Annotated in this window: 18 protein-coding genes and 1 tRNA gene; 8 read left to right on the top strand and 11 right to left on the bottom strand. The window is 70.2% G+C overall.

Annotation, left to right across the window (positions count from 1 at the left end; translation table 11 throughout):
- Positions 1 to 32 precede the first annotated feature (32 nt).
- The 4 genes from SSPS47_RS15890 to SSPS47_RS35425 form a co-directional block, all read right to left on the bottom strand.
- Positions 33 to 120, bottom strand: a tRNA-Ser gene (locus SSPS47_RS15890).
- Between the two features lie 31 nt (positions 121 to 151).
- Entirely contained in the window at positions 152 to 595 is a 444-nt protein-coding gene (gene tadA / locus SSPS47_RS15885) for a tRNA adenosine(34) deaminase TadA (RefSeq protein WP_164254605.1), read from the bottom strand.
- 77 nt (positions 596 to 672) lie between these two features.
- Entirely contained in the window at positions 673 to 1224 is a 552-nt protein-coding gene (locus tag SSPS47_RS15880; RefSeq protein ID WP_147878115.1) for a hypothetical protein, read from the bottom strand.
- A 253-nt stretch (positions 1225 to 1477) separates the two neighbouring features.
- Entirely contained in the window at positions 1478 to 1669 is a 192-nt protein-coding gene (locus SSPS47_RS35425; RefSeq protein WP_239065276.1) for a hypothetical protein, read from the bottom strand.
- A gap of 288 nt (positions 1670 to 1957) precedes the next feature.
- Here SSPS47_RS35425 and upp point away from each other — a divergent pair, with 288 nt between their 5' ends.
- Positions 1958 to 2593, top strand: coding sequence for a uracil phosphoribosyltransferase (upp, locus tag SSPS47_RS15870; protein WP_164251674.1), 636 nt, complete (start codon positions 1958 to 1960; stop codon positions 2591 to 2593).
- Between the two features lie 64 nt (positions 2594 to 2657).
- Here the strand turns inward: upp and SSPS47_RS15865 are convergent, their stop codons facing one another.
- The 4 genes from SSPS47_RS15865 to SSPS47_RS15850 all read right to left on the bottom strand — a co-directional run bounded on the left by SSPS47_RS15865 (position 2658) and on the right by SSPS47_RS15850 (position 6337).
- Positions 2658 to 3299, bottom strand: a complete 642-nt coding sequence (locus SSPS47_RS15865) for a LytR C-terminal domain-containing protein (protein WP_164251673.1) — start codon at positions 3297 to 3299, stop codon at positions 2658 to 2660.
- 175 nt (positions 3300 to 3474) lie between these two features.
- On the bottom strand, positions 3475 to 3777 hold the full coding sequence (locus tag SSPS47_RS15860; RefSeq protein ID WP_023540426.1) for a type II toxin-antitoxin system VapB family antitoxin: 303 nt from the start codon (positions 3775 to 3777) through the stop codon (positions 3475 to 3477).
- A gap of 249 nt (positions 3778 to 4026) precedes the next feature.
- The gene (locus SSPS47_RS15855; RefSeq protein WP_164251672.1) at positions 4027 to 5577 is read right to left on the bottom strand and encodes a M28 family metallopeptidase; all 1551 of its coding nucleotides are present in this window, start codon (positions 5575 to 5577) and stop codon (positions 4027 to 4029) included.
- 145 nt (positions 5578 to 5722) lie between these two features.
- The gene (locus SSPS47_RS15850) at positions 5723 to 6337 is read right to left on the bottom strand and encodes an HhH-GPD-type base excision DNA repair protein (RefSeq protein WP_164251671.1); all 615 of its coding nucleotides are present in this window, start codon (positions 6335 to 6337) and stop codon (positions 5723 to 5725) included.
- A gap of 165 nt (positions 6338 to 6502) precedes the next feature.
- Between SSPS47_RS15850 and SSPS47_RS15845 the strand changes: the two genes are divergently transcribed.
- Both SSPS47_RS15845 and SSPS47_RS15840 read left to right on the top strand, forming a co-directional pair.
- A complete protein-coding gene (locus SSPS47_RS15845) occupies positions 6503 to 8779 on the top strand; it encodes a terpene synthase family protein (protein ID WP_203557854.1) in 2277 nt (758 codons plus the stop codon).
- Between the two features lie 100 nt (positions 8780 to 8879).
- The gene (locus SSPS47_RS15840) at positions 8880 to 11156 is read left to right on the top strand and encodes a serine/threonine-protein kinase (RefSeq protein WP_164251670.1); all 2277 of its coding nucleotides are present in this window, start codon (positions 8880 to 8882) and stop codon (positions 11154 to 11156) included.
- Between the two features lie 71 nt (positions 11157 to 11227).
- Here the strand turns inward: SSPS47_RS15840 and SSPS47_RS15835 are convergent, their stop codons facing one another.
- The gene (locus SSPS47_RS15835) at positions 11228 to 12499 is read right to left on the bottom strand and encodes a sigma-70 family RNA polymerase sigma factor (RefSeq protein ID WP_164251669.1); all 1272 of its coding nucleotides are present in this window, start codon (positions 12497 to 12499) and stop codon (positions 11228 to 11230) included.
- Between the two features lie 42 nt (positions 12500 to 12541).
- Positions 12542 to 12958: a YciI family protein gene (locus SSPS47_RS15830; protein ID WP_164251668.1), complete on the bottom strand. Its 417-nt coding sequence runs from the start codon at positions 12956 to 12958 to the stop codon at positions 12542 to 12544.
- A 334-nt stretch (positions 12959 to 13292) separates the two neighbouring features.
- Between SSPS47_RS15830 and SSPS47_RS15825 the strand changes: the two genes are divergently transcribed.
- Together SSPS47_RS15825 and SSPS47_RS15820 are read left to right on the top strand one after the other, a co-directional pair.
- Positions 13293 to 14039 (top strand): SDR family oxidoreductase, encoded by a 747-nt coding sequence (locus tag SSPS47_RS15825; protein WP_164251667.1) that lies wholly within the window; start codon positions 13293 to 13295, stop codon positions 14037 to 14039.
- Positions 14040 to 14359: 320 nt separating this feature from the next.
- Entirely contained in the window at positions 14360 to 15076 is a 717-nt protein-coding gene (locus SSPS47_RS15820) for a TetR/AcrR family transcriptional regulator (RefSeq protein WP_164251666.1), read from the top strand.
- Positions 15077 to 15087: 11 nt separating this feature from the next.
- Here SSPS47_RS15820 and SSPS47_RS15815 read toward each other — a convergent pair whose 3' ends face one another.
- Positions 15088 to 15807, bottom strand: a complete 720-nt coding sequence (locus tag SSPS47_RS15815) for a hypothetical protein (RefSeq protein WP_164251665.1) — start codon at positions 15805 to 15807, stop codon at positions 15088 to 15090.
- A gap of 104 nt (positions 15808 to 15911) precedes the next feature.
- Between SSPS47_RS15815 and SSPS47_RS15810 the strand changes: the two genes are divergently transcribed.
- Genes SSPS47_RS15810 through SSPS47_RS15800 form a run of 3 tightly spaced genes read left to right on the top strand, consistent with a single transcriptional unit; the run spans position 15912 to position 18441 of the window.
- Positions 15912 to 16991, top strand: a complete 1080-nt coding sequence (locus SSPS47_RS15810) for a hypothetical protein (protein WP_164251664.1) — start codon at positions 15912 to 15914, stop codon at positions 16989 to 16991.
- The gene (locus tag SSPS47_RS15805) at positions 16988 to 17917 is read left to right on the top strand and encodes a hypothetical protein (RefSeq protein ID WP_164251663.1); all 930 of its coding nucleotides are present in this window, start codon (positions 16988 to 16990) and stop codon (positions 17915 to 17917) included. Before SSPS47_RS15810 ends, SSPS47_RS15805 begins: the two co-directional genes overlap by 4 nt.
- Positions 17918 to 17928: 11 nt before the next feature.
- Entirely contained in the window at positions 17929 to 18441 is a 513-nt protein-coding gene (locus tag SSPS47_RS15800) for a hypothetical protein (RefSeq protein ID WP_239064926.1), read from the top strand.
- Positions 18442 to 18558: the final 117 nt, after the last annotated feature.

Below are 18558 nucleotides of genomic sequence, written 5' to 3'. Positions count from 1 at the left end.
GACCTCATGAGGTCCACCCCTTCGCTCATCTGCGGTAGCGGTGGGATTTGAACCCACGGTGACGGGTTACGCCACACTCGCTTTCGAGGCGAGCTCCTTCGGCCGCTCGGACACGCTACCGAGAGAGAGCTTAGCCCAAGGTGGCCCCTGCTCAGAAATCGATAACGCGGCGGTCGCGGAAGAAGTCCGTCAGCAGCCGCGAGCACTCCTCGGCGAGCACCCCGTGGACGACTTCCGGGCGGTGATTGAGGCGCCGGTCCCGTACGACGTCCCAGAGCGAGCCCGCCGCGCCCGCCTTCTCGTCGAGCGCCCCGTACACCACCCGCGCCACCCGTGACTGCACGAGCGCGCCCGCGCACATCGTGCACGGCTCCAGGGTCACCACGAGCGTGCAGCCGGTCAGCCGCCAGGCGCCGAGTTCGGCCGCCGCCCTGCGGATGGCCAGGACCTCCGCGTGCGCGGTGGGGTCGCCCGTCATCTCGCGTTCGTTGTGGCCGACGGAGAGCACCGAGCCGTCCGGGGACAGCACGACGGCACCGACCGGCACATCGCCGGACGGCGCCGCGCGTGCGGCCTCTTCCAGGGCGAGGCGCATCGGCGCCCGCCACGGCCCGCGGACCGGGTCGGCCACCGGGTCGCTCGCCGGTTCGCCCACCGGGTCGTGCTCGGTCACTAGCGTGCGGTCTCCAGCACCTCGGAGGCGCCGAGCGCGTCCGCGATCTCGGACATGGCGTCGGTCTCCAGCGCCAGCAGCTCCGCCTCCGACAGGCCCAGGTCCGCGAGGATCCCGCGGTCGCCCGCCGGACCCGCGGGAACCGTTCCCGGTCCGGCCGCGACGGCGGTGCCGGTGCTGTCGTCCCTGTCGTCCGTGTCCTCCTGCTCTTCAGTCTCGCCGTCCTCGGTACCGTCGAGGTCCAGCGTGTCCAAGGCGTCGTCGAGGTCGTCGTCCCCGCCGAGCAATTCGTCCGTGAGGATCTCCCCGTACGAGGAGCGTGCGGCCATGGCCGCGTCGGAGACGTAGATGCGAGGATCCTCCTCGCCCTCCACGCGGAGCACGCCGAACCAGGCGTCCTCCTGCTCGATGAAGACGAGCACCGTGTCCTCGTCCACCGAGGCTTCGCGGGCCAGGTCGGTCAGATCCGACAAGGTCTCCACGTCGTCGAGCTCTGTGTCGCTCGCTGCCCATCCGTCTTCGGTGCGCGCGAGCAGTGCGGCGAAGTACACCGTGACTCTCCCACTGGTCAGAGGTGACGAATTCGGCGGTGCGCTGCGCTCTGCCCCGCCCACTACTCGGAATCGTGGCAGAAAGCGGGCGATTGCGAGAGGTCTTCCGCCGTTGCGTCGTGCAGGCATTTTTTTGGACCGGTCCGGACGCATGCCTGGACCGGCGGCCCAGAGGCCCGTGGGGCGGGGGTCCGCCGGTGCCCAAGTGGCCGTCCCACGGCGGCCGGAGGGCCGCCGGGTGGCCGGCGCGCGACTACCAGCGGAAGGTCCGCATCCGCATCTGCTGGCGCATCCGGGCCGCGCGGGCCTGGCGAGGTTTCACCCGCTCGCGCAGCGCCTTGGCCTCGTTCAACTCCCGCAGGAACTGAGCGCGCCGGCGCCGACGGGCCGCGGCGCTCTCGTCGGAGTCGAGTTCGGCGGTGGGAACCGGTGGGGGATCGGGCACGGAATCGGGCGCGGGGCCGGGTGTGGCGTCAGCTGTGGAGTGGGACCCCGGGGCGGGCGCGGCGTCCGCGTACGGGCGCGGGCGCGAGCCGTCCGGTCCGGCGTCGACCGCCCCGTCCCCGCCGCCCCGCTCCCGCGGTTCACGCCGCTGCCGGTCCCGCATCGCCGCCTCACCACCCCACGACTCGGTTGGCTGTGTCCCCTGTGTGCGTGTCCCATCCACCTTCCCTGCCGACAGGGAATTGATGCCAGCGGGGGGCTCCGGCCGGGCCGCGGTTACTGTGGAGCCATGCGGATTCACGTCGTCGACCACCCGTTGGTCGCGCACAAACTCACCACGCTGCGCGACAAGCGCACCGACTCCCCTACCTTCCGACGCCTCGCCGACGAGCTGGTCACCCTGCTCGCGTACGAGGCCACCAGGGACGTGCGCACCGAACAGGTCGACATCGAGACTCCGGTGAAGCCGACCACGGGTGTGAAGCTCTCCTACCCGCGGCCGCTCGTGGTGCCGATCCTCCGGGCCGGTCTCGGCATGCTCGACGGCATGGTGCGGCTGCTCCCGACCGCCGAGGTCGGTTTCCTCGGGATGATCCGTAACGAGGAGACGCTTCAGGCGTCGACGTACGCGACCCGGATGCCCGAGGACCTCTCGGGCCGCCAGGTGTACGTCCTGGACCCGATGCTGGCCACCGGCGGCACGCTGGTCGCGGCGATCCGTGAGCTCATCGGGCGCGGCGCCGACGACGTGACGGCCGTCGTGCTGCTCGCGGCGCCCGAGGGCGTCGAGGTGATGGAGCGCGAGCTGGCGGGCACGCCGGTGACCGTCGTCACGGCGGCGGTCGACGAACGGCTGAACGACCGCGGATACATCGTGCCGGGGCTCGGCGACGCGGGCGACCGCATGTACGGGACGGTCGACTAGGACATGCCCCAGGTCCTGTCCCGGCGGGACAGGACCTGGGGACCCGGGCCGGAGGGAAGCCTCACTAGCCCTTGTGGTCGCAGGTGCCGCCCGGTGAGGGCCTGGTGAGGACGGCCAGGGCCCGCTCGGCGTCCTTCTGCACGCTCAGGCTCTTGAAGGCCGTGCCGAGCAGCAGGTCGACGTCCTTCGTCTTCCGCTCGTCGTGCTGGGGCTTCGCGCCCTTCAGCTGAGCGCCGAGCACCGTGAAGGAGCTGTCGGCCGCGGCCGGGGCGCCCAGCAGTATCCCGGTGCCGGGGATCTTCTTGTCGAAGGCCGCCGGTGCGTTGCCCACCTTGCCGATGACGAAGCCGCGCTTCTTGAGCTCGTCGGCGGTGGTCTTGGCGAGTCCGGCGCGCGGCGTCGCGTTGTAGATGTTGACCGTGATCTGGGCCGGCTTGGGCAGCGTCTTGACGGGCGCCGCGGACGGGGACGGTCTGCAGTCGGGCTGGCGGCCGGAGGCCGTCGTCGTCTTCTTCGCCGACCCGTCGTCCGCCGTGAACACGTCGATGAGCTGTACGGTCCCCCAGCCGGCGAGGCCGAGGGCGACGACTGTGGCGATGGCCGCGAGCACGATCCTGCGGCGGTTCCGGGGGCGACGCATGCGGGGGTACTTGGCACCCGTGATGCGATATTTGCCGCCCATGCCAGGGGGGGTGAGCATGCTCATGGCCGCAGCGTAGTGCTCGCCGGTAGTGATTCCTACTAAATGATCAACAGGTCGGGCCTCTGGGCGTCGGAAAGCCCCCGAAAGGCTCAGTCCCGAGTCGGTTGAGTGCCCGTCGGCGCGTCAGCCCGGCCGACGAGTCGGCGGGCGGGGCGTTGGCGACCGGTGGCCGGTCGGTTCAGCCCAGGTCCAGTTCGAGCACGCGCGCGTGCAGCACCTGCCGCTGCTGGAGAGCGGCGCGGACCGCGCGGTGGAGGCCGTCCTCCAGATAGAGGTCGCCCTGCCATTTGACGACATGCGCGAAGAGGTCTCCGTAGAAGGTCGAGTCCTCGGCGAGCAGCGTCTCCAGATCCAGTTGCCCTTTGGTGGTGACGAGCTGGTCGAGGCGGACCGGGCGCGGCGCGACATCCGCCCACTGCCGGGTACTTTCCCGGCCATGGTCGGGGTACGGTCGCCCATTTCCGATGCGCTTGAAGATCACACGGAAAGCCTACCGGGCGAGCGCCTCCGGGCGCAGCCATGGCGCGGTGGTGCAAAGAGATCCATACGGGTCAAAGTGGGAGTGGCGTATGAGTGGAACCGTCCCGTCCGGTGACGTCGACGCCCTTGTCGCGACCCGTATCGCCTTCCGGAGAGGCCGAGCGCGAACGGCGGGCACCGAGGGAACTCGCTCCCTCGGTACCCGCCGTGAGTGGTTGTCAGGCTGTGGGTGAATCAGACCGCCAGGGTGTCAGGACCTGGTCTCGTGCCCGTGCTCGTGGTCGTGCGCGTTCGACGCGCCGACGCCGGTGTCGCCGCCCGTGGTGCGCTCCGTCTTGGCCGTGGCCTGGGCCTTGGCCTTCGCGGTGAGCGGGCTCAGGTCGTGGGCGTACTGGCCCACGGCGTCGGCGATGACGTCGATGTTGACGTCGAACGCCTCCTTGTTGATGTTGTCCAGGTCGTCGCAGGCCGCGTGGTAGCAGGGGTCGTACGCGACCCCGGCCTCGCCGCCGAACTTCGCCGCCTGCGCCTCGGTCTTGATGCCCTCGGCGCCGGTGAAGGTCCCCCCGGAGGGGATGCCGACCTCGATGAACGGCCCGTAGTCGGAGCGGCCGGTGAAGTCGGTGCCCTCGTGTGGGTGGTCCTTGCTGTCGAGGAAGTCGGTGATGCCCTTCTCCAACTGCGCCGAGCCCTCCGGCCCGGGGCCCTCGCCGACGGCGTCCGAGTCGTCGCCGTCGTAGACGAACTGGCCGAAGTTGGGCGAGGCGATCATGTCGAAGTTCAGATAGAGCTTGATCTGTTCGGCCTGCTCGGGGCTGAGGCCCTTGACGTAGTCCTCGGCGCCGAGCAGCCCCAGCTCCTCGGCCGACCACCAGGCGAAGCGGACCTTGTTGGCGGTCTTCTCGCGGGACTTGGCGAGGTCCAGGGCGACTTCGAGCAGACCGGCGGAGCCGGACGCGTTGTCGTTGATGCCCGCGCCCTCGGTGACGGAGTCCAGGTGGGAGCCGAGCATCACCGTGTTGGCCGTGTCGCCGCCCTTGGTCTCGGCGATGACGTTGCGGGTGGTGCGCTCCTCCTGGAGCTGACGGATGTCCAGGGAGACCGTCACGGGGCCCGCGGCGGCCTCGGCGGCGAGCTTCGCGCCCTCGGCCTGCGTGATGCCGCCGGTGGGGATCCTGGCCGCGGCCGGGTCGCCCAGGGTGCCGCTGAGGGCGCCCTCGGTGTTGTTCGAGACGATCGCGGCGACCGCTCCCGCGCCGGCCGCCATCTGCTGCTTCGTGGCGAAGTCGCAGCCGCCGCGCTGGATGAGCGCGATCTTGCCGGTGAAGGCTCCGGCGGCGTAGTCGGTGGCCTCGCAGCCGGTGGTCGCGTCGACCGGCACGACGGCGAGGCCGGCCTCGATACCGCCCTCGGGCGTCGACTTCGTGTACGACATGGCCGTGATCTGGGAGTCGCGCGGCGTCGGCGCGGTGACCTTCAGCGTCTCGGCCTGCGTCTCGATGTACGTGAACTCGAAGCTGTCGTACGAGACGTCGTAGCCGGCCTTCTTCAGGAGGCTGTACACGTACGCGGCGGAGGCGTCATGGCCGAGCGAGCCCGCCGCGCGGTGGCCGCCGGCGGAGTCGGCGATGTCCTGGAACTTCTTCAGGTGCTTGTACGCGTCCTTGCCGGACGCCTCCTTGACGAGCTTCTTGGAAAGCTTTGACGCGTCCTTCGCCGGGTCGGGCCTGTTGTGGGCGGAGGCGGAGGATGCGGACAGCAGAAGCGGGGCCGCGAGCGCGGTGGCGGCTGCGACTGCCATGAGTCTGCGGGACGTTGCGTTCACAGGGGTCCTTCCGATGCGAACGAATGCGAGCGGTGCGGAGTGAAGCTAAGGAAAGTTAGCGACCAGGGGTGCCCCAGGGGAACAGATGTGCCACAAGTCCTGCACTCGCGCTCGCGTCCACTCAGCCCTTCGCGCGGCTCGGGGGGCTCATGGCCGTCTTCGCCGCCTTGGCGGCACGCTTGGCCTCCTGCTTGTGCGCGCGGACCTTGGCCAGGGTCTCGGGCCCCGTGATGTCCGCCGCCGAGCGGTACGAGCCCTCGTCGCCGTACGCGCCTGCCGCCTCGCGCCATCCCTCGGGCCGTACGCCGTACTGCTTGCCGAGCAGGGCCAGGAAGATCTGCGACTTCTGCTTGCCGTAGCCGGGGAGCTCGGTCAGCCGCTTGAACAGCTGGGCGCCGGTGGCGGCGTCTTTCCACACCGCGGCGGCGTCGCCGTCGTAGTGCGCGACCAGGAACTGGCAGAGCTGCTGCACGCGCTTGGCCATGGACCCCGGGTAGCGGTGCACGGCGGGCTTCTCCGAGAGCAGCGCGGCGAACGCCGCGGGGTCGTACGTCGCGATCGCGCGTGCGTCCAGATCGTCACCCCCCATGCGTACGGCGATGGCGTACGGCCCCGAGAAGGCCCATTCCATGGGCACCTGCTGGTCCAGCAGCATGCCGACCAGCGCGGCCAGTGGGCTGCGGCCGAGGAGTTCGTCGGCCTCGGGCTGCTGTGCGATCCGAATCGTGGTGCTCATGGGCAGATGGTGGACCGGGAGGCGGTTGATTTCACGGAGGCCACGCCCTAATGGTGTGTTCATATGACTGTTTTATGGCGCGGATGGCGGTACGTGACGAGGGGTAGAGCTGGACACGGACAGTTGCCGGAATCCTCCGGAAACCTCGGGAAAGGCCGCGCACCAGTGACACGACCCTTCGAACTGCCGGATTTCTACATGCCTTATCCGGCGCGTATCAATCCCCGTCTGGAGGAGGCCAGGGAGCACTCCCGGAGGTGGGCCAGGGACATGGGGATGCTGGAGGGCTCCGGCATCTGGGAGCAGAGCGATCTCGACGCGCACGACTACGCGCTCCTGTGCGCCTACACCCATCCCGACTGCACGGGGCCGCAGTTGTCGCTGGTCACCGACTGGTATGTGTGGGTCTTCTTCTTCGACGACCACTTCCTGGAGATCTTCAAGCGGACACAGGACCGCGAGGGCGGCAAGGCGTATCTGGACCGGCTCCCGGCGTTCATGCCGATGGATCTCGCCGACGGGTTTCCCGAGCCGACGAATCCGGTCGAGGCGGGACTCGCCGACCTCTGGAGGCGCACGGTCCCCTCGATGTCCCTGGACTGGCGGGCCCGGTTCGCCGAGAGCACGGAGAATCTGCTCAACGAATCCCTCTGGGAGCTCGCCAACATCAACGCCGAGCGGATCTCGAATCCCGTCGAGTACATCGAGATGCGCCGCAAGGTGGGCGGGGCGCCGTGGTCGGCCGGGCTCATCGAGTACGCGGCGGGTGCGGAGGTGCCGGCCGAGATCGCCGACTCCCGTCCGATGCGGGTCCTGCGCGACACGTTCTCCGACGGGGTCCATCTGCGGAACGACCTCTTCTCGTACCAGCGGGAGATCGAGGAGGAGGGCGAGCTGAGCAACGGCGTGCTCGTCCTGGAGACGTTCCTGAAATGCACGACACAGGAGGCGGCGGACGCGGTCAACGACCTGCTGACCTCCCGTCTCCACCAGTTCGAGAACACGGCGCTGACGGAGCTGGGCCCGCTCTTCGTGGAGAAGGGCGTCGATCCCGTCGCGGCGGCCGGGACCCTGGCGTATGTGAAGGGCCTCCAGGACTGGCAGTCCGGCGGCCACGAGTGGCACATGCGCTCCAGCCGGTACATGAACGGCGCGGAGGCGGGCAAGGGCGCGGCGGCGGGGGAGACGGCGGGCCCGCTGTTCTCGCTGACGCCGGTCGGGCGCGGGACGGCGGCGTCGGACTATCTCAAGAGCCTCACCAACGGCTCCCCCGCCAGGGCGCGCAGCCACAGCCATGTCCCGTACCAGCGGGTGGGGCCCTCGATCCTGCCCGCGTTCGAGATGCCGTTCGAGGCGAGGCTCAGCCCGCACCTGGAGGCAGCGCGCGAGCACAGCGTGGAGTGGGCGCGCCGGATGGGCATCCTGGAGGGCCAGCCCGGTATCCCCGGCTCGGACGTCTGGGACGAGGACCGGATCCGGCGTATCGACGTCCCGCTGTGCGCGGCCGGCATCCACCCCGACGCGACCCCCGAAGGGCTCGACCTGACGTCGGACTGGCTGGCCTGGGGGACGTACGGCGACGACTTCTTCCCCGTCGTCTACGGCAACACCCGCAATCTGGCGGCGGCGAAGGTCTGCAACGAACGGCTGTCGCTGTTCATGCCGATCGAGACGCTCGACACCCCGCCACCGCTCAGCGCGCTGGAGCGCGGGCTGGCCGACCTGTGGCTGCGGACGGCGGGCCCGATGGACGTGGACTCCCGCCGGGCCTTCCGCGCTTCCGTCGAGGACATGACGGCGAGCTGGGTCTGGGAGCTGACCAACCAGATCCAGAACCGCATCCCGGACCCCGTCGACTACATCGAGATGCGCCGCGCGACGTTCGGCTCCAACATGACGATGAGCCTGTGCCGCATCGGCCACAGCGACGCCGTGCCGCCGGAGATCTACCGCAGCGGCCCGATGAAGTCCCTGGAGAACGCGGCCCAGGACTACGCCTGCCTGATGAACGACCTCTTCTCGTACCAGAAGGAGATCGAGTTCGAGGGCGAGGTCCACAACGGCGTGCTCGTCGTGCAGTCCTTCTTCAACTGCGACTACCCGACGGGTGTCGCCATCGTCCACGACCTGATGAAGGGCCGCATGCGCCAGTTCCAGCATGTCGCGGCCAACGAACTCCCCGTCCTGTACGACGACTTCGCCCTCGACGCCGAGGTGCGCGCGGTCCTCGACGGTTACGTGAAGGAGCTGGAGAACTGGCTGTCCGGCATCCTCGTCTGGCACGACGGCTGCCACCGCTACAAGGAGGAGGACCTGCTCCACGACCGCGCGGGCATCACCCGCTGGCTCCCCCCGACACCGAGGGGCCCGGGCACATCGGCGACGAGAATCCAGCTCCCGTCCCCGGCATCTGCGACGGAGGCAAAGGCGCTGACACCGTGACCTCCTCCTACTCCTCCCGCTGAGACGGCGGCCCGCCCCGGGTCTCGGTCCGGGCCGGGAGATACCCTCGCCCCCAGGTCTGTGGAGGGGGAGTGGCATCGTGCGGGGGCGGTTGCTGAGCGGGCGTTATGAGTTGGGGGAGTTGCTCGGGGCCGGCGGGATGGGGGAGGTCTGGCGGGCGCGGGACCGGGAGCTGGGGCGGGAGGTCGCCGTGAAGCTGCTGCTCGCGCCCGGAGGCGACGGGGAGCGGCGGGAGCAGTTGGCGCGGTTCCGGCGGGAGGCGCGGGCCGTGGCCTCGCTGGACAGCCCGCACATCGTCGCCGTACACGATCACGGTACGGACGGCGACAGCCCGTACCTGGTGATGGCGCTGGTGGACGGCCGTACGCTGCACGACGTCCTCGCCGAGAGCGGGCGCGCGACCGTGGCGGACGCGCTGGGCTGGGCCATCGACGTGTGCCGGGGGCTGGAGGTCGCGCACGCGGCCGGCATCGTGCACCGCGACATCAAGCCGGCCAACATCATGGTCACCGGCGAGGGTGTCGCCAAGGTCGTGGACTTCGGCATCGCCAAGTACACCGAGGCCCGGTCCAGTGATCCGCAGCTCACGCGGACCGGACAGGCGCCGTTCGGCAGCGTGCTGTACATGGCGCCCGAACGCTTTCAGCAGCGGAACGGCGACGGGCGCACGGATCTCTATGCGCTGGGCTGCGTCCTCTACGAACTCCTCGTCGGGCGACCGCCGTTCGTCGGTCACGCCGCCGGGATCATGTACAACCACCTGAACGACGAGCCGTTGCGGCCGAGCCGTGCGCGGGCCGAACTCGGTCCCGAAATGGACCGGTTGATCCTCTCGCTGATGGCCAAGGACCCTGACGACCGGCCGTCGGACGCGCGTGCGGCGCGGGAAGCGCTGGAGTCGGCGCGGTCGTCGCTGGAGGGGGCGCGGGAGGAGTCCGGCGGTGAGCCGGAGGCCGCGGCGGTGGCCGTGGTCGCGGCTGCGCCCGAGCCGGAGGACGAACGTCCGGCCACGCCCGCTCCGGTCGCGGCCCCCGCTCCGGCCGCCCCCCGCCCGCACTTCGTCGCGAAGGTCTCCACCCCGCCCCCGGCACCCGTACGGCGCCGTCCACGCAACGCCCTTGTCGCGGCCGCCGTGGCGCTCGTCGTGCTCGGTATACCGACCGGGCTCGTGATCTCCTCGTCGTCGTCCTCGTCGTCTTCGTCCGGTGGGTCCGTTCCGGCCGACGGACCCAGTGCGGCGGTTGCGGACCAGTACGTCGTCGGCGTCCCGTACGACTGGTCCCTCGACGAGCGGCACGGGGAGGAGCGCGCGGCGATCGTCGAGGCCGCGTTCAAGGACGCGGCGCGCGCGTCGGGCGGGAAGCTGCCGGTGCGCGTCGTCCCGGTGAAGGACGACCGGGAGACCCCGGCCACCGAGATGCTGAAGAAGTACCCGGGGATGATCGCGCTGGTCGGTGATGTCAACAGCGTCGACGGCGTCGAGACGGAGTTCGACCGGGACATGGCCGCCGTCGACACCTGCAACGGGAGCTCGGGCCCGGACTTCGCGTTCGGCACGATGCCGTCGAAGTTCGACATGGGCAGGCAGGAGGGGCGCTATCTGACGGGCGCGTACGGCGTGCAGAAGGTGATCGTCGGTTCCGACTTCAACTGGGACGACGACATCATCGCGGAGGACGATCCGCACCGCCGCACGCTCGGGCAAGGGCTGCGCGAAGCCGGTATCGACGCCGTCGAGGCGGTGGACTACCCCGAGGACATGGACGAGGAGGACGTCGCCCGCGACGTCGGCAAGCAGCGGCCGGACACCGTCACGCTCCCCAACGCCCGGCAACGCGAGGGCTGGGTCGACGCCCTGGAGAAGTCCGGGCAGTTGATGGTGGTGCAGGAGGACTACGAGGCGTCCTGCGACACCGATGAGGACCACGAATACACCGACAGGGAAGACAAGTTGGTGCCGGACGGCACGCTGCGCTTCCGGTCCTTCCACGACGAGCGGCAGCCGAAGGCCGACTGCGGACCGTTCCCGAAGGTCTGTTCGAGTCCTGCCGCGCTGCGGAAGATGTTCCAGGCGCGGGGCGGGGCCGAGCTGTACGACGGCGCGCTCGTACTCGCCGCCGGGATCGGGAAGGTGATGGACGACGGGGCCCTGCCGGAGCCGGACGGGACGACGGACACCGATCCAGGGGTGGCGCGGGCCTCGCTCCGGGAGGCCGTGGGGGGCGTCGACGTCGAGGGAGTGCTCGGCCGGTACCGCTTCAAGGACCACCAGGCGGTGAGCCGGCCGGTGTGGATCGATGTCCGTGAGAAGGGCGAGTGGAAGCAACTGGGGACGGTCGGCAGCCTGAGCGGTTGAGCGGTTGAGCGGTAGACCGGCTGACCCGCCCAGCCGCCGGCTCGCTGAATCAGTGCGTCGCTGATTCGGCGTCAGGCGCGCAGGCGTGCCGCCCGCATCATCAGGTAGCGGCTCTCGGGCACGCTGAGCGTGCGGTTGGCCGCCGCCCGGTAGGCGGCCAGGGCACCTTCCGTATCGCCGGCCTTCTCCAGCAGATGCGCCCGCACCGCGTCGAGCCGGTGGTTTCCCGACAACTCCTTCTCAAGTCCCTTGAGTTCCGCGAGCCCGGCCTCCGGGCCGTGCGCCATCGCGACGGCCACCGCCCTGCTCAGCTCGGCCATCGGCTCCGGCCCGGGGGCCCGGCGTACCAACTCGTCGTACAGGGCCACGATCTGGAGCCAGTCGGTCTCCTCGGCGCTCGCCGCCTCGTCGTGCAGCGCGGCGATCGCCGCCTGCAACTGGTAGGGCCCGGCCGGTCCTTGGGACAGTGACTCCTCGACCAGCGCCGTACCCTCGGCGATCGCGGCGCGGTCCCAGCGGGTGCGGTCCTGCTCGTCCAGCGGGACGAGTTCGCCGTGCGGTCCCGTACGTGCCGCGCTCCGCGCCTCCGTGAGCAGCATCAGCGCGAGCAGACCGGTCACCGCGCCGTCCGCCGGCAGCAGCCGCCGTACCGCGCGGGTCAGCCGGATCGCCTCGTGCGCGAGGTCGGCGCGGTGCAACTCGCTGCCGGAGGTCGCCGTATGACCCTCGTTGAAGATCAGATAGAGCACCTGGAGCACGGTGGCGAGCCTGCGGTCGCGGTCCTCCGGACCCGGCTGCCGGAAGGGCACGCCCTTGATCTTCTGCTTCGCCCTGCTGATGCGCTGCGCCATCGTCGCCTCGGGCACCAGGTGCGCGCGGGCGATCTCGGCGGTGGTCAGACCACCGACGGCGCGCAGGGTGAGTGCGGTACGGCCGGCGGCGGGCAGTTCGGGATGGCAGCAGAGGAAGAGGAGCGTGAGGGTGTCGTCCTCCGAGGGGGCGCGGCTCTCGCCGGGCGGTGGCGCGGTGAAGGTGTCCCTGGGGGCCAGCGCGGCTGCGTTCTCCTCGCGTCTGCGCCGCGCCTCCTCGCTGCGGAGCTGGTCCACGAGCCGGCGGGAGGCGGTCTTGATCAGCCAGCCGCGGGGGTTGTCGGGCGGCCCGGCGGCCGGCCACTGCTGGCTGGCGGCGATGAAGGCCTCCTGTACGGCGTCCTCGGCGAGGTCGAAGTGGCCGTACCGGCGGACGAGCGCGCCGAGGACCTGCGGCGCGTGCAGGCGCAGCAGGTCCTCGGTCGTGGCGGGGCGGGCCGGTGGGCCCGGACCGTTCTTCGTACCGTCTTTCACACCGCGTATTACACCCCGTCGTGCCGGAGCGCGCACGGTGTCTCAGCCATCGACGCCCGGACCGTCCGGGATGGGCCGGATGACCACCGGGTACACCGGGACGCCCTCGGGCTGGGGGCACGTCGCGACGCGGGCGGCGATCTCGGTGACCCGCTCCAGGCCGGCGCAGTCGAGCACCCAGTATCCGGCGAGGAGTTCCTTCGTCTCGCCGTACGGGCCGTCCGTGATCACCGGCTTCCCGTCCTTGTCAGCGCCGACGAGACGGGTCTGGGAGGGCGCGGCCAGACCGTTCGCGTCCACCAGCTCGCCGGATTCGGCGAGGTCGTTGTTGATCTCGCCCATGAAGGCGAACATCGCTTGCAGGTCCTTCTCGCTCCAGGCCGCGCTGTGCTCGGACGCCTTGCCGTTCATCGCGTCGTAGTCGGCCTGCGAACCCTGGACCATCACCAGATACTTCATGACGTACTCCTTCTGCCCTCAGCTGCCGACTGTCTGCCGGCTGCTGCGTGGTCACCCCTTGTGGGCGACTCTCACAGGGGACGTCGGAGCCGATGACGGGTTCTCTACAGCTCGCGGGAACTTTCTTTGAATCACTCCGTCGGCTCCGTCGGCTCCGCGATCGGCGTCGGGCCCGACGCCGGAGCCGGGCCCCGGGCCCGCACCGGAGTCGCGAGACGTAGCGATGCTACGGATCAGGGTAGCGTCGCTAACTCGAACATGTTAGCGTTGATGTCGTCGGGGAGTTCACATCGTGGTCCCGGCTGAGATCCCCATGGGTGGAGGGAACAACGTCATGACTGAGCAGCCGAGCACAGCGCGTCGCGTGGTGATCGTCACCGGAGGGTCCCGCGGGATCGGCCGGGAGAGCGCGGAGCGCCTGGCGGCGGACGGACATGCCGTCGTCGTCAACTACGCGGGGAATCGGACCGAGGCGGAGGCGGCGGTGGCCGCGATCACCGGAGCGGGCGGGACGGCCATGGCCTTCCGCGCCGACGTGGCCGACGAGGTCGCGGTTTCGGCGCTCTTCGACGCGGCGGAGGAGGCTTACGGCGGCGTCGACGTCCTCGTGCACGCGGCGGGCGTCATGTCGGTCACGCCGCTGGTCGATACGGAGCTGGACGCGCTGGACCGTATGCACCGCACCAACATCCGCGGCACGTTCGTGGTCGACCAGCAGGCCGCGCGCCGGCTGCGGAGCGGCGGGGCGATCATCAACTTCTCCAGCTCGGTGCTGGGCCTGTCCTTCCCGGGATACACGGCGTACGCGGCCAGCAAGGGCGCCGTCGAGGCGATGACCCTGATCCTGGCGAGGGAGCTGCGCGGCCGCGACATCACCGTCAACGCGGTCGCGCCCGGACCGACCGCCACCGCTCTGTTCCTGGACGGCAAGGACGAGGAGACCGTCTCGAAGCTGGCCGCGCAGCCGCCTTTGGAGCGGCTCGGGCGCCCGGAGGACATAGCCGAGGTCGTGTCCTTCCTCGCCGGACCGGCCCGCTGGGTCAACGGCCAGGTGCTGCGCGCCAATGGCGGCATCATCTGACGTCGCACGTCGCACGCCTGGAGCCGCATGCTTGGAACCGCGCGCCTGGAACCGCGCGCCTGGAACCGCGCGCCTGGAACCGCGCGCCTGGAACCGCGCGCCGCGCGTCCGTAGATCCATGGCATCCGCGTCAGTGACCAGGTCCGCGACGTCCTGCGATCGAACGAGGAGTCCTGTCATGAGTGACACCGCGGAAACCACCGCTCTCGCCCGCGCCGGGCGCACCGTCCACGACACGAACGGGTTCGGCACCCAGCGAGCCAACAGGAGCGCTCCGCATGCGTAACAGCGTTACGGGGACCTTGATACGGTCGTCCGCGATGAGCACACGAGCGCGGATCCTGGAAGTCGCGGCGCGGCTGGTCGCCGAGTCGCCCAACGGCGACGTCTCCACCCGGGCCGTGTGCGACGCCGCGCAGGTGGGTGCCCCGGCGCTCTACCGGTACTTCGGGGACAAGGAAGGGCTGCTGTCCGCCGTCGTGGACTACGGCTTCGACAGATATCTGGAGACCAAGCGGCAGCGTGCTCCGGAGGACGATCCGATAGAGGATCTGCGCAAGGGCTGGGACAGCCACGTGGAGTTCGCGCTGGACAACCCGAATCTGTACCGGCTGATGTACTCCCCCGCGATGCGTACACCTCCCGCTGCGGCGCTGGAGTCCCACGAGATCCTCACCAGGGACCTGCGGCGGGCGGCGGCGGACGGCAAGTTGCGGCTGGCGCCGGAGGCGGCGGCGCAGGTCGTCATGTCGGCCAATGTCGGGGTGGCGCTGATGCTCGTCGCCCGTCCCACGACCTTCACCGACAGAGACACCTCCCGGCGGGTCCGTGACTCCGTCCACGCCACCGTCTTCACCCCGGAAGTGATGGCGGACAGCCCGGCGCGGGCCGCGGCCAGGACTCAACTGCCTGCGGCGGCGGCCCAGTTGAATGTCCTGCTGGGGCGGTCGGCGGAGTCGGGGCTCAGCACCGCGGAGGTGGCGCTGATGACGGAGTGGCTGCGCCGGCTCTCCACGACCTCCGAGAACGACGGATAGCCGCCGCTCGCTCAGGCGGGAAGATTCGCGCAGGTGTCCGACGCGGGGAGTTCGTCCGCGAGGAATACCGTCTGCGCCATCATCTTGAACCCGGAAATCTTTTCGCGGAATGTCTCCACGGACTCCTCGGGGTGGACGGAATCGATGACGGCGTGCTCGCCCACGGCGTTGAACTGGTGGCTCACCCCGCGGGGGATCTGCATGTCCACGAAGGAGCAGGGGGGCACGACCAGGTTGTACCGCGTCCGCACCACCCCCGGCGGGGTGTCGGGCAGCGTGTCCTCGAAGGAATGCAACGTGAAAGGAGTTACTCCGGTGACACCTGTGGTCTCGAACGGCGAGAGACTGCTCACCCGGATCCGCGTCGCCGGGCCCGTCATCATCCGCACGAATCGCAGCCCGGTGTGCATATGCATACGCGAACAGACGCCGCGCTCCTCCACATTGTAGAAATCCATCAGATAGCGATCGGCGAAGAAGTCGTCGAAGGGTGCTTCGAGCATATAGACGTCGCCCTCCTCGAAAGTCTGGAAACGCGTTATCCCGTCGCTGTCCGGCATCGTCGCCGATTCGCTTCTCTTCGCGTCCCGCACGATCTTGGTGAAGGCGTTCACCACGGCCAGGGCGATGTCCTCGGGGAGTTGCAGGACGGGCGTGACGACATTTCTCGCCGCGTCCGTGAATTCGGCGACGTCGTGAACCTCGTTCTCCGCGTTCGCCTCGTGTTTCATTCTCGTACGGGAATTGTCCATGTGAATCAAGCTCCGTCGTCTAGGATCTGTCCGGTCGACATAACGAAACCACGCGCTTGTCGGGGCAGTTGGAGGGGGCCACCGTGATCTGCCCGCACTGTGAGAAGAGCCTTCGCTACAGGGAGCGAGGGGGCACGACCTGCTCGGTCTGCAAGCGCACCTTCGCGCTCGAACCGAAGGGCAACGCGCTCCGTCTGCACGACATCCGGATGCGCAAGCTCATCGAGAAGCTCGGCAACGGCGAAGGGCTGCGCTACACGCCCACTCAGCTCTGGTACGCCGCCGCGCGCAACCACACACCCACCGGGGCTGTGGCGTACGGATGCATCGCGAGCTTCCTTGTCGTCCTGACGTCCTTCATCCTGCTGGTGGTCAGCGACGCCTCCGACTTCGATCCGGACGTGGTGCGCCCCGCCGTCGTGGTGGGCGTGGTGGTCCTGGCGCTGGCACTCCTGCTGACGGCGGGCGGTTCCCGGAGCGCGAAGCGGACCGGCACGGTGCAGGTACCGATGCCGCTCGACATGTTCCGGACCGCGATCATCGACCGCTGGGCAGCCGTTTACGGAGGCCCGCCGGCCGGACTGAGGCAGGAGGGCAGCGCCCGGTACCCGGTGGTCCCCGCCTCCGGAGGGCCGGGCCCGAGGCTGGCACTGCTCTGTCCGGACCGCGCAGTGCTGACCTGCCTCTCGCTGAACGGTGCGCACAAGACGCACTCGCTCGCGCTGGCGCAGTCACTGGACCAGCTCGGGAACATATCCACCGGCCCGACCCCGCCCGGAGAAGGGGGTGTTGTGGGGATAGTCCTGCACGACGCCAGTCCGGCGGGGCTCGCCTTCGCCTCAGCGGCCAGGGCCGCGCTCGGTGGCCGGGTGGTGGTCGCGGGGATGCTGCCGCGCACGGTGATGGACAAGGACAACGCCGTACGGCTGCGGAAGCCGCTGGACCCTGGGGACCTGGACGCCATCCGTACGTCGTCGTCGGCGCTGACCGCGGCGGAGGCCGACTGGCTGACCCGGGGCTGGTGGTCCCCGCTCGCGGCCGTACCGCCGGCGAAGCTGCTGGCCGTGGTCGCACGGGCGGTGGACCGGGCGGAGGGGCTGGCCGACCCCGACCGGGGCCGCGCACAGCAGGTCGGCTTCCTCACCTGGCCGACGGCGTCATGAGGGATTCGGGGCAGGCGGGGCGGACGAGGCCCGTCGGGGACGCGATCCTCGACCGCGTGCTGCGGACGGCCGCCGAGAAGGCCGCAGAGCCCGGTCAACTGCGCTTCACCGAGCGGCAGTTGTATTACGAGGTGTGCCGGGTGCTGATGCCGTGGCACCGGGCACCCCGGCGCGCGCAGTTCACCTCGGCCCCCGCGCTGACGTACGAGGCGTACCTGGCCGCGCTGCGTCGCCACGGTCCCGGCTCGGTGGGCGGTCTGCTGCCGCCGGTCGTGCCGAAGCCCCGGCAGGCGGCCGGACGGCACACTCCGGAGCCCGACCTGTTCGACTACGGCCTGCCGAGGCTGCTGGTCTGCGAGTCCGACGACATCGCCGCCATGCTGCGGGCCAACGGGGTGCCGATGGAGTCGGCGTGCCCGGTGTACGGCGCATCCGAACTGCCCCTCGCCGAAGGGATGCTGAGGATGCTCGCGCTGGCCGAGCGGGCGACGGTCTATCTCCTGCACGACGCGAGTGCGCGTGGGCTCACCTTCCCCGCGCGGTTCGCCGGGGCGGTCGACGTACCGGAGGGAGTGCGGGTCGTCCCGCTGGGACTGCGGCCCAGGCAGGCGGGGGCACTGCATCTGGTGCACGGCCGGGGCCCGGCGTACGCCGCCGTTCCGGCCGCTTTCCCCACCGCGGGATCCGGCCTCGGTCCGGGTCCCGGTGCCGGCCGGGGTCCTGGTCGGGGGGTCGCGTTCGAGCTCGGTCGCTGGGAGCGCGACTGGCTGCGGCGCGGCAGATTCGTGGAGGTCGCCGCCGTGAACCCGGCGTCACTGATCCGTACGGTGCACCGTCTCGTACGGGAAGTACGCACGCCACGCTCGCAGTTGACCGAACTCCGCCAGGTGCGCCGGGCGGGTTTCCTGAGCTGGCCCACCGCATGAGAGGAACCGCAGTGCCGCAGCCGCAGAGGCGGGAGATCACCTACACCGACGAACTGCTCGCCGACCGGACGGTCCACCGGCGCTACTCGGACGGCGGTCAGGAGTGGCGCAGCGCGGTCGGCGGCGGGGGCCGGGTCGTGCAGTGGCGTGACGAGCGCGGTGGTTCGGGCACCGACGAGCTGCTGGGCGGGCGGATCGTCAAGCGGGTCCACACCAACGGGCGTCGGCCGATCTACGGCAGGGAGGCCGGCTACGGCCGGACGCTGTGGAGCGACGGGGTGCTGACGGTGAATCGGACGTCGTTCGGCGGCCGGCTGGGCACGGTCCTGGGCGCGGTCACCGCCGGTGCCGTCATCGGCGGGCTGACCTTGCCGCCCGCTTTCCTCTCCCCGGAAGAGGAGGAGGAACTGCGCCGACAGGCCGAGGCCAGTTCGTCGGGCGGAGGCGGTGACGGCGGCGGGGGTGACGCCGGCTACGGGGACTGGGGCGACGGATCCGGCGACTCCGACGACGACTTCGGCTGAGCCGGAGGTCCGGGGTCCGGGGTCCGGGGTCCGGGGCTTGGGAGCCGTACCGGCGAGGGTGCGTCGCGGATGACGAGAGAAGAGAGAGGGGGCGTGAGATGTCCCGCTGGTGTGCGT

Origin of the sequence: Streptomyces sp. S4.7 (assembly GCF_010384365.1) — a bacterium.
GTDB lineage: Bacteria > Actinomycetota > Actinomycetes > Streptomycetales > Streptomycetaceae > Streptomyces.
This window is presented reverse-complemented; position numbering and strand designations above follow the sequence as displayed.

Coding starts and splice junctions, on each gene's coding strand:
- tadA (WP_164254605.1), bottom strand. CDS start 595: ATGCGCCTCGCCCTGGAAGAGGCCGCACGCGCGGCGCCGTCCGGCGAT.
- upp (WP_164251674.1), top strand. CDS start 1,958: ATGCGGATTCACGTCGTCGACCACCCGTTGGTCGCGCACAAACTCACC.
- SSPS47_RS15865 (WP_164251673.1), bottom strand. CDS start 3,299: ATGAGCATGCTCACCCCCCCTGGCATGGGCGGCAAATATCGCATCACG.
- SSPS47_RS15855 (WP_164251672.1), bottom strand. CDS start 5,577: ATGGCAGTCGCAGCCGCCACCGCGCTCGCGGCCCCGCTTCTGCTGTCC.
- SSPS47_RS15850 (WP_164251671.1), bottom strand. CDS start 6,337: ATGAGCACCACGATTCGGATCGCACAGCAGCCCGAGGCCGACGAACTC.
- SSPS47_RS15830 (WP_164251668.1), bottom strand. CDS start 12,958: ATGAAGTATCTGGTGATGGTCCAGGGTTCGCAGGCCGACTACGACGCG.
- SSPS47_RS15825 (WP_164251667.1), top strand. CDS start 13,293: ATGACTGAGCAGCCGAGCACAGCGCGTCGCGTGGTGATCGTCACCGGA.
- SSPS47_RS15820 (WP_164251666.1), top strand. CDS start 14,360: ATGAGCACACGAGCGCGGATCCTGGAAGTCGCGGCGCGGCTGGTCGCC.
- SSPS47_RS15815 (WP_164251665.1), bottom strand. CDS start 15,807: ATGAAACACGAGGCGAACGCGGAGAACGAGGTTCACGACGTCGCCGAA.
- SSPS47_RS15805 (WP_164251663.1), top strand. CDS start 16,988: ATGAGGGATTCGGGGCAGGCGGGGCGGACGAGGCCCGTCGGGGACGCG.